At 45.1% G+C, this 1015-nt stretch carries 1 pseudogene; it reads left to right on the plus strand.

Annotation, left to right across the window (positions count from 1 at the left end):
- Nucleotides 1–1015, plus strand: a pseudogene (locus WAE64_RS24745) (hypothetical protein); the annotation flags it as partial.

A 1015-nucleotide genomic window follows, 5' to 3' on the forward strand; every position in this document is an offset into this window, starting at 1 on the left:
TACCTACACAGCGACTTGTACTTTAACGACAAATGGTAAAGTATGTACAGCAGAAGCGAGTGGAGTAGTAAAAGTGAATAGTAAACCACAGATAGCCGTAGCAGATGTAGAAGTTTGTGCAGGCGTAGAAGCGACATTGGTAGCAACAGGCTGTTCAAACGGAACAATCACCTGGAACACAGGGGCGACAGGCTCGACCTTGAAAGTAACCCAAGCGAACGCTGGTACATATTCATATACAGCGACCTGTACAATTTCATCGAACAATGCCACATGTGTGAATAGTGCAACGGGTAAATTGACAGTTAATCCTAATCCTGTTATCACAGTAAACACTGCGAAAATCTGTTTAGGAGAAACCGCTACCTTAACAGCGACGGGTTGCAATGGTACGGTAACATGGACAGGTGGTGGCACGCCAAGTGGCAGCACATTGGCAGTTAAACCAACAGCCGCAGGAACGACAAGTTATACAGCGACTTGTACAACATCAAAAGGATGTATCGGTACAGCAGAAGGAAAAGTTGAGACAGCACCAAAACCAAGCATTGCAGTAAATGACTTAACCATCTGTGCAGGCGAAAGTGGTAAATTGGAAGCAACGGGCTGTACAGGAACAGTAACATGGAGCACAGGAGCAAGTGGCACAAGTATCAATGTGAGTGCAGAAGGCACATACACAGCAACTTGTACTCTAACGACTAACGGTAAAGTTTGTACAGCAGAAGCAAGTGGAGTAGTAAAAGCCAACAGCAAACCACAGATAGCCGTAGCAGATGTAGAAGTTTGTGCAGGTGTAGAAGCGACATTGGTAGCAACAGGCTGTTCAAATGGAACAATCACCTGGAACACAGGGGCGACAGGCTCGACCTTGAAAGTAACCCAAGCGAACGCTGGTACATATTCATATACAGCGACCTGTACAATTTCATCGAACAATGCCACATGTGTGAATAGTGCAACTGGTAAATTGACAGTTAATCCAAACCCTACAATCACAGTAAACACTGCGAAA

Origin of the sequence: Emticicia soli, from assembly GCF_037860775.1 — a bacterium.
In the GTDB taxonomy this organism is placed as follows: domain Bacteria; phylum Bacteroidota; class Bacteroidia; order Cytophagales; family Spirosomataceae; genus Emticicia; species Emticicia soli.